Below are 8,940 nucleotides of genomic sequence, written 5' to 3' on the forward strand. Positions count from 1 at the left end.
GGCGGGCGCAACGCGGGGGGATGGTGTGATGTGGCGGGCGGGCCGGGCGGCGGGCCGCCGGGCGGTGTCCCCAGTGCCGCCAACGCCTGTTTTCCGGTCGTCCGCCGACCACGCCGTGTTCCCCCTTGCCAGCCGCCGTGCGAACGGATAGTGCTGTGACGTCGTGTTGTCGGCGTCACCGGCCCCTTCCCGTTGAGTCAGCAGCGGGGACCACCCATGTCCATTCTTACCCGGAACACCGCGCTCGCGGGCGTTCTCGACACCCATCTCGCGGCTCTGGCCGCGGACGAGGGCCTTGCGCCCCAAACCATCCGCGACGGCATCGAAGGCGGCACCATAGTGCTGCTGGGCAACCCGTCGCACCCTTCGTTGCGTCCGCTGCTGGTGGGCCAGCCTTCCCGCGTGAAGGTCAACGCCAACATCGGCACCTCGCCCCTGTGCAACAATCCCGACCGTGAAATAGAAAAGCTGGCCGCCGCCCTGGCTGCCGGGGCCGATACCGTGATGGACCTTTCCATCGCGGGCGACCTGCTGGCCATCCGCAAGGGCATGCTGGCCGCCTGCCCGCTGCCGCTGGGCACCGTGCCGCTGTATTCCGTGGCCCAGAAGTACCTGGACAAGGGCAAGGACCCGGCGGGCATGGACCCGGAAGAACTGTTCGCCGAAATCGAGATGCAGGCGGAGCAGGGCGTGGACTTCATGACCGTGCACTGCGGCCTGACCCGGCGCGGCGCCGAATGGGCCACCGAGGGCGGTCGCGTGCTGGGCATCGTCTCGCGCGGGGGCTCCATCCTGGCCCGCTGGATGCGCAAGAACGGCAAGGAAAACCCCCTGCTGGAACAGTACGACCGCATCCTTGAAATTGCCCGCAGGCACAACGTCACCCTGTCGCTGGGCGACGGCCTGCGCCCCGGCGCCGGGGCCGACGCGGGCGACGCCGCCCAGTGGGAAGAAGTGATGATGCTGGGGCGTCTGGCCAAGGCTGGCCTGGCCGAAGGCGTGCAGTGCATGATCGAGGGCCCCGGCCACGTGCCCATGCACGAGGTGGAGGCGCAGATCGTCGGCATCAAGAAGCTGACCAACAACGCCCCGCTGTACGTGCTGGGCCCGCTGACCATCGACAGCTCGCCGGGCTACGACCACATCGCCGGTGCCATCGGCGGTGCCATCGGCGTGCGCGCCGGGGTGGACTTCCTGTGCTACCTCACCCCCGCCGAACACCTTACCCTGCCCACCATCGAGGACGTGAAGGCCGGTGTCATGGCCTCGCGCATCGCCGCGCAGGCGGGCGAAGTGGCCCTTGGTCGCCGCCACGCGCTGGAGCGCGAGGCGGGCATGTCGCAGGCGCGCATGGCCCTTGATTGGGACGGCATGAAGCGTTGCGCGCTGGACCCGGAAATGGTGGACGCCCGCCGTGGCGAACACCGCAATGAAGAGGAATGCGCCATGTGCGGCAAGTTCTGCGCCGTGAAGATGCTGCGCGACGACCCGCAGGGCACGCTGTAGCGACGCGCCCAGGCTTCAGGGCATTCGACCACCCGGACGGCGTGGCTGGAACTGGCCGGGTTGTGGCGGACGGAATCCGGAAACGGGAGGGATGCCGACATCCTTCCCGTTTTCTTTTGCGCCGCGAAGGCACGGGGGGCGGGGTGAGGCGGAGCGAGGCGGGGCGAGAGGGCAGAAGATGGCAGGGCGCACGGCAGGCGAAGGCGACCAGAGGCCGAGGCCAATGGGCGGGCCATCGCGGAGGGCGTTGGCTGTCCCGTCGCGCGAGTGCACCGGCGCAGGTGCTATGTTCCCTTCAGCACACTCGGTCCTGCCTGCTCCTGCGCAGCCGCCTGCCCGCCCCATCCGACCACCACCTCCAGGCACTGGGCGGCGCTTGCCGGGCGGCTGAACAGGTAGCCCTGGAAGACCTGGCACCCCAGTTCGACGAAACGCTCGAACTGTTCACTTCGTTCCACCCCTTCCACAACGGTGGTGATGTTCAGGCTGCGGGCCAGTTCCACGATGCTGCGCACGATGTGTTCGTTGATGTCGCCGTGGCTGGCCTCGGTAAGCGAACGGTCGATCTTCACCGTATCCACCGGAAAATCGCGCAGGTAGCGCAGCGAGGCATGCCCCATGCCGAAGTCGTCGATGGCCACGCGCACCCCGGCGGCGCGCAGACGGCGCAATGCAGCTACGGTGCGTGCGTCGGGCAGCAGTACGGTGGATTCTGTCAGCTCCAGTTCCAGAAGGTGCGGGGCAAGGCCCGTGCGCGCCAGCACGGCCAGCACGTCGCGGTCGAAGCGCGGGTTCTGCAACTGGCGCGGGGCCACGTTGACCGACATGACGAAGCCGTCGGGCACCATCCCCGCCCACGCCACGCGCCGGGCGCAGGCGCGGTGCAGCACGAACATGCCCAGCCGGTCGATGATGCCGGTGTCTTCCGCCAGGGCCACGGTGATGGGCGGCGCGATGCGCCCGTAAGCCGGGTGGTGCCAGCGCAGCAGCGCCTCGGCCCCGTGCGGTCGGCCATCACCCCCGATCTGGGGCTGGTATTCCAGGAACACTTCGTCGTTGCGGGACAGGGCGGCGGCAAGATCGTTGGCCAGAGAAGATGCAATGCGCCCCTGCTCGCCGGGACGGTCGATGCACTTGCGCCCGCCCGGTCCCACCTCGCTGCCGCTGGCGGTGTGCAGCAGTTCGGCCAGGACTTGCCTGCCGTGGCGTTCACGCAGGGCATCGGCTGCCCGCACGAAGGGCAGGTACAGGGCCACGCCAAGGCCCAGATTGAGGGCCTGCATCAGCGACCCGGCCACGGAGCCTGTGGCTGCGTATCCGTTGAGCAGGGGCGGGGTGGTCCAGACCACGTCGGGCAGGGTGTACGGCACAAGGTGCAGCAGGGTGGCCGCATGCGCTGCGACGGTCTGCGCCAGCGGCACCAGCAGGAAGGGGATCAGGTACACCGGGTTCATGACCAGGGGCAGGCCGAACAGCAGCGGTTCGTTGACATTGCACAGCGCGGGCAGCAGGGCCACCAGTGCCAGCCTGCGGGTGCCGCTGTCGCGGCTGGCGTACAGGATGGAGGCGATGAGGCACAGCGTGCTCCCCGACCCGCCCATGCGCGTGAACACGTCGAAAAAGGTCTTGGTCAGCACGAACGGCGGCACCTGGCCCGCCGCCAGCGCCGCGGCATTGGCCACCCCGGCGGGGGCGAAGATGGCGTCTTCGATGGGAAACAGCAGGTTGGGGCCATGTGCCCCGAAAAACCACAATACCTGCGACAGGCCGGCGTACAGCATGCCGAGGCCCAGGGTGTTGCCCCCCTCGATGAAGGGGCGGGTCATGGCGGCGCGCAGGGCACCGTGCAGGTCGGGGATGCCGCTGTCCACCAGGCCCACGCGCAGCAGACCGAAGACAACGATGGTCAGCATGCCCGCGGGCATGACGGTAAGGATGTCGCGCACCACCGGGTCGTGCCCCACGGCCTCCAGCGGCAGTTGCAGGCGCTTCACGTCCGACAGGCGCAGGAACAGCCACGATCCGGCCACGGAAACCATGAACGCCAGCAGCAGGCCCCGGTCCATGGAGAACATGTCGCGCCACGGCATGTCGCTGGCCGGGTTGGTGACCACGAAGAAGCAGGCCAGCACGACGATGGCGGACATGACCGGGCTGACGAATTGCCCGCCGCGCCGCTGGTTGTATACCATGGCCATGGTGCCGCTGAAGGCGCACAGCACGGCCAGCGAGGCGATGCCGAAGGTACCGGAGATCAGGGCGTCGGCCATGGTGATCCACGCCGGGCCGAACAGTGCGTCCAACGCCCCGCGCAGCAAGGGGAAGGGGGTGTGCCGCACCATCAGCGCGAAGGCGCCCACCGTGACCAGCGGCAGCACCAGGGCCAGGGCGCGCTGCACCGCGATGACCACGGGCAGGTCGGCCATGCGCTCGGTAACGTCGGTAAATACCACTGCCAGTGGCCGCCACCACGGCGCAGCACGGCTGGCCGCGTTGTCGACCATGCCCGCCTTCACGCTGCCCCTCTGACCGTACGGGGGCGGCGTTGCGCCCAGGGCCGGCTTGGTGCGCTCTCCGGCAGTTTTTGATTGTAACCAGTATCCATTGGCGCTGAACATCCCTGACGGGGTGTTGGGCTGGGCTGCCCTGCCGAGCCCGCCGGTTACATGGAGAGTTTGCTTTCCAATTTCTTTTTGGCGTCTTTCAGGTCGTCAATATCCTGCTTGAGTTCTTTCATCTTTTCAGCCTGCTCCTCTCCGGAACCGAAAAAAGCAGTCTTGGTTTCTTGCAGTTCGCCTTCTTTCGTCCTGATGTCGCTCTCAGTGTCCTTCAATTCGTCAACAGCGTCTTCCTTGTCGACGCCGCTGGCTTCACCTCGGGAACGGGTTTTGATTTTCAGGGGCTTGGATTCTTCATCTTTATTGTCGCCAACGCTGCCGCCATCTTTTGCGGCAGCCTTCCCGGCCTTCATCTCTTCAGCCCTGGCGCGCCCCTCATCGGATATTTCGACCTTGTCATGGGCGTTCGACGGGTTGCCGCTTTTGGGGGTGTCTTTTGCATTTTCGATGTGTTGCCGCCCGATGGAGCTTCCCGTTTGAATGGAGATGGCGTCAACTGCAATTTGCGATACAGGCATCGTCCGCTCCTGACCTGTCAGAGGTTGCGAATCTCAGCCAGCCTGATCGGATGATGCCAAGGGAAGTTGAGGGTTGGATCCGGAAAAAAGCCGGGCCCGGATGTGCCCTTTGCGCTGGAGGCACGCTGGGGGCTCCTCCTCTCGGGGGCATCAGGGGCATGCTGCGGGGGGGCTTTCAGCCGTGTTCCGGAAAGCCGCCAGGTTATGGCGCGACCGGCTTGGGCGCGTTCACCACGTTGGTGGGCGCACCGGCCAGGAAGGCGCGGATGTTGCCCGCCGTGACGCGCATCAGGGTCTGGCGCGCGGTCAGGGTGGCCCAGGCCATGTGCGGGGTGATCAGGCAGTTCTTGGCCGTCAGCAGCGGGTTGTCGGGCCGGATGGGTTCCACCGCCACCACATCCACGCCAAGGCCGCCGAGATGGTTGTCATTGAGGGCGGCCGCCACGGCGGCCTCGTCCAGCAGGGGGCCGCGCGCGGTGTTGATGAGGATGGCTCCCTGTTTCATGGAGGCCAGCCGCACCCGGTTGACCATGCCGCGCGTGGCGTCGGTGAGCGGGCAGTGCAGGGTGACCACGTCGGACCGGGCGAAGAGTTCGTCCAGCGAAACGTAGGAGAACGGCTCGTACCCCGGCATGGTGCGGGTGTTGGGCGAATAGGCCAGCACCTTCATGCCGAAGGCGTTGGCGATCTGCCCCACGCGCTTGCCCATGTTACCGAAGCCCACTATGCCCATGGTCTTGCCGGTCAACTCGATCTGGGTGGTTTCCCAGAAGCACCAGTCCTTGTTGGCGCTCCAGTTGCCCACCTTCACGCTGGCGTCGTGCCGGGCAATGCGACGGCACAGTTCCAGCAGAAAGGCGAAGACGTGCTGGGCCACGGCCTCGGTGCCGTAGCCGGGCACGTTGCACACCGGAATGGAGCGCGCGGCGGCGGCGCGGATGTCCACCACGTCGTACCCCGTGGCCAGCACCCCGATGAAGGCAAGGTCGGGCAGTGCCGCGATGGTGTCGGCATCCAGCGGGGTCTTGTTGGTCAGCACCATGTGCGCGCCCGCGGCACGTTCCCGGATGGCCTCGCGGGGGGTGCGGTCGTGCACGGTCAGTTCGCCAAGCGCGGCAACGGCATCCCACGGGTTGTCGCCGGGGTTCAGGGTGTAGCCGTCCAGTACGACAATACGCATGGCTGTACTCCGAAAAAGGTTTTTCTGTTGCCACGGGGCGTTGTGTCCAGTAAACCGAAACGTAACCTTCGGAATTCTACGTGAGTCCGCAGCCGGGGTAAAGCCCGGTGCCGCATCCGGGGGTACCAGCCGCATACGGGACCGGGGACCATGTGCAAGGCGCAAGCCGGGTTGACCTATCAACAGTACTGTATGGCCGTGGTCTGCACGGTTCTTCTGCTGTTGGCCGCATGGCCGGTGCTGGACGTCCGGGCAACGCAGGGGGCTACGCAGGGGGCGGAGCAGGAAACGGCGCAGGATGCCGTCGCCCCGGCCCCTGCAGGCAGCCTGTCCGGCAACCCGGCAGGCAATCCGGCAGACAGCCCGTTCACGCATTCCGCCCATTCCGCCAGCCCCGCACGTTCCCCTGAACCCGCGCATGACGCGGCAGCCGCCAACGCTGCCGCCATCCAACCAACGGGATTTCCCACCGGGAGTCTGTGGTGCCAGAATTCCCGCGCCGCAGGGGGGGCCCCCACCGGCGCGGCCTCTTCCGCCCCCGCGGGGGCGTCTGTTGCGTCCTCCCGTTCCGATCAGGCCGGGCTTGCAGAGGGTAAGCCGACAGAGGACGAGCTGGCCCCCGGCGAACCCGTGCGCCTTGGCATGTCCGCCCCCTTCAGCGGTTCCGGCGCTTCGCTGGGGCGCGAATTCCATCGTGGCGCTGCCAGTTGCCTGGCGCGGGTCAATGCGTCTGGCGGGGTATACGGCAGGCGGGTGGAAATCGTGGCCATGGACGACGGCTACGATCCGGAGCGCACCGTGTGGAACGTCATCCGGCTCATCGAGGAAGAGCGGGTCTTCGCACTGTTCGGCCTGGTGGGCACGCCCACGGTCACGCGGGTGCTGCCGCTGCTGGGCGGCCACCCGGAGCGCACGGTGCCGCTGCTGTTTCCCTTCACCGGGGCGCGCCCCCTGTCCCTGCCGCGCCACGAGGGGCTGGTGTTCCGCCTGCGTGCCTCGTACGACACCGAATTTTCCGCACTGGTGGATCGCCTGCACGGCGTGGAGTGCTCCCGCATCGCCGTGCTCTACCAGGCCGATGCCTATGGCCGCGAAGGCTGGGCCGACCTGCGCGACGCGCTGGCCCGCCGCCGTCTGTCCCTGGCGGCGGAGGCCTCCTATCCGCGCGGCGCGGGCAGCGACGCCGACTTCACCGAACAGGCGGGGCTGATCCTGCAGGGCATGCCCGACGCCGTGGTCTGCGTGGGTACGGACACCGCGTGCGCGGCGTTCATCCGCGACCTGCGCGACCTTCTGGCCTCGCAGGGTGCGAATCAACAAACGGACCAACGGGCAGGCCAGCCTTTCCGCCAGGCACCCGGTAAGGGGCAGCCCGCCATTCCCGTGGCCATGCCGTCGTTCGTGGACAGCACCCATCTGGTCGAACTGCTGGCCGTCATGGAGCGCGCCACCCAGCGCAACTACACCCACGATCTCGTGCTGGCGGAAGTGGTACCCCCGTGGACCGGCAACCTGCCCGCAGCCATGGACTATCGCCGTGATTTCGATGAGATGGCGGATGCTCCCGAGGTGACGAACGTTCCGGGCGACGAGATGGCCCCCTCGTCGGTTTCGGACGGGGAACCGGTGGAGTTGGCCCGGTACCCCGGCGAAGTGAGCTTCGAGGGATATCTGGCGGCCCGGTTGCTGGTGCGGGCTCTGGAACGCATGGGGCCGCACCCTTCGCCCGCCGGGCTGCGCGCGGCGCTGGCCGGGCTTGACGGGCACGATCTGGGCGTGGGCCAGCCGTACCGCTACACACCCACCGAGCAGGGGCTTGGGCTGGTGCGCTTCACCACCGTGCGCAACGGCGTGCCGGTGGACCTGCGCGACTTTTCGGAGTGGCGGCGATGAGGCGCTCGCGACTGTTCGGGCGTACCCTGCGGGGGCTCATCGTGCTCTTCGGGGTGTACGCCGCCGTCACGTCCATCTATTCCGGCTGGACCCTGCACACCCTGCTGACCCGCGAATACGAAAGCAAGGCGCTGGCCATCGCCCGCGCCATCGCCGGGGCGGACCTGGAAAGCCTGATCGGGCGCGACGTGACCACCGTGCAGTCGCGCATCGACCAGTTTCTGGGCATCGACGGGGTGTCCTACGTTCTGGTGGTGGATGGCCGGGGAGAAACCATAGCCCACACCTTCGTGCCCGTGGTGCCGGAGCCGGTGCGCGAGCTGGTGGCCTCGCTGGCGGGCGCACGCATGAACGAGGTCACCGTGCTGCGCGACCGGCTGTATCTGCCCCACACCACGGACGGTCCGGCGGGCGACAACGGGCACGGGGGCGGGCACGGGGGCGGGCACGGGGGCGGGCGCGAGGTGATGCACGTGACCATGCCGGTCTTTTCGGGCGTGGGCGGCTTCGTGCACATCGGCATGGACCGGGGGCGCATCAGCGACTACATCGACGGTGCCATCCTGCGCCAGCAGGGGCTGGGGCTGGCCTTTTTCGCCGCGTGCGCCGTGGGGGCGTGGGTACTGCTGCATTCCATCTCGCGGCCGCTCATGCGTCTGACCGACCAGGCCCGCCGGGTGGCCGCGCACGATTTTTCGGCCCCGCCAGACCTGCCCGCCATGAAGGCCGACGACGAGATCGGCGACCTTTCCCGGGCCATGGACACCATGTCCCGCGATCTGGCCGGGCTGGTGGAGGGGCTGGAGGATTCCGTGCGTCAGGCCACGGCGGAACTGGGTGGCGCGCTGGAGCAGCTTTCCACCATCGTGGCGGGCATGGCCGACGGCCTGCTGGTCACCGATCCGCAAGGCATGGTGCTGCGCAGCAACGCGGCCCTGTGCGAGATGTTCGGCCTGGATGCCGACCCCGACGGCAGGCCGGTGCGCGAGGTGTTCGGCTTTGTGGCTCCCGATGTGCCGGTGCCGGGGAACGGCATTCACGAATTCGCCTTCGAGACGGAAGACGGAGAGGACATCGTGCCCGAGGCCGTGGTGCAGGACAACGCGGCGCTGCTGGCCTTCCTGAACGGGGCCGACGTGCCCGGCCAGCCCATGGCCGGCGTGTCCTGCACGCTGCCCGGCCTGACAGCGGGGTACGCCACCGGCCCGGATTCGGGCCTGCCGCC

The 8,940-nt window shown here is 68.0% G+C and carries 6 protein-coding genes; 3 read left to right on the top strand and 3 right to left on the bottom strand.

All coding sequences use genetic code 11. From position 1 onward, the window contains the following. Nucleotides 1-216 precede the first annotated feature (216 nt). Complete coding sequence (gene thiC / locus FVW27_RS01495) at nt 217-1,506, top strand: phosphomethylpyrimidine synthase ThiC (RefSeq protein WP_167122126.1); 1,290 nt, start codon at nt 217-219, stop codon at nt 1,504-1,506. Between the two features lie 284 nt (nt 1,507-1,790). Here the strand turns inward: thiC and FVW27_RS01500 are convergent, their stop codons facing one another. The 3 genes from FVW27_RS01500 to FVW27_RS01510 all read right to left on the bottom strand — a co-directional run bounded on the left by FVW27_RS01500 (nt 1,791) and on the right by FVW27_RS01510 (nt 5,822). Continuing rightward, nucleotides 1,791-4,010 (bottom strand): PTS sugar transporter subunit IIC/EAL domain-containing protein, encoded by a 2,220-nt coding sequence (locus tag FVW27_RS01500; protein ID WP_243838139.1) that lies wholly within the window; start codon nt 4,008-4,010, stop codon nt 1,791-1,793. A 158-nt stretch (nt 4,011-4,168) separates the two neighbouring features. After that, a complete protein-coding gene (locus tag FVW27_RS01505; protein WP_167122128.1) occupies nt 4,169-4,642 on the bottom strand; it encodes a hypothetical protein in 474 nt (157 codons plus the stop codon). Between the two features lie 202 nt (nt 4,643-4,844). After that, on the bottom strand, nt 4,845-5,822 hold the full coding sequence (locus FVW27_RS01510) for a D-2-hydroxyacid dehydrogenase (RefSeq protein ID WP_167122130.1): 978 nt from the start codon (nt 5,820-5,822) through the stop codon (nt 4,845-4,847). Nucleotides 5,823-5,972: 150 nt separating this feature from the next. Between FVW27_RS01510 and FVW27_RS01515 the strand changes: the two genes are divergently transcribed. Next, a complete protein-coding gene (locus FVW27_RS01515) occupies nt 5,973-7,715 on the top strand; it encodes an ABC transporter substrate-binding protein (protein ID WP_167122132.1) in 1,743 nt (580 codons plus the stop codon). Next, nucleotides 7,712-8,940: HAMP domain-containing protein (locus tag FVW27_RS01520; RefSeq protein WP_167122134.1), on the top strand; the 1,229-nt coding region annotated here is incomplete at its 3' end. The genes FVW27_RS01515 and FVW27_RS01520, both read left to right, overlap by 4 nt.

Origin of the sequence: Nitratidesulfovibrio liaohensis (assembly GCF_011682075.1) — a bacterium.
GTDB classification, from domain to species: domain Bacteria; phylum Desulfobacterota; class Desulfovibrionia; order Desulfovibrionales; family Desulfovibrionaceae; genus Cupidesulfovibrio; species Cupidesulfovibrio liaohensis.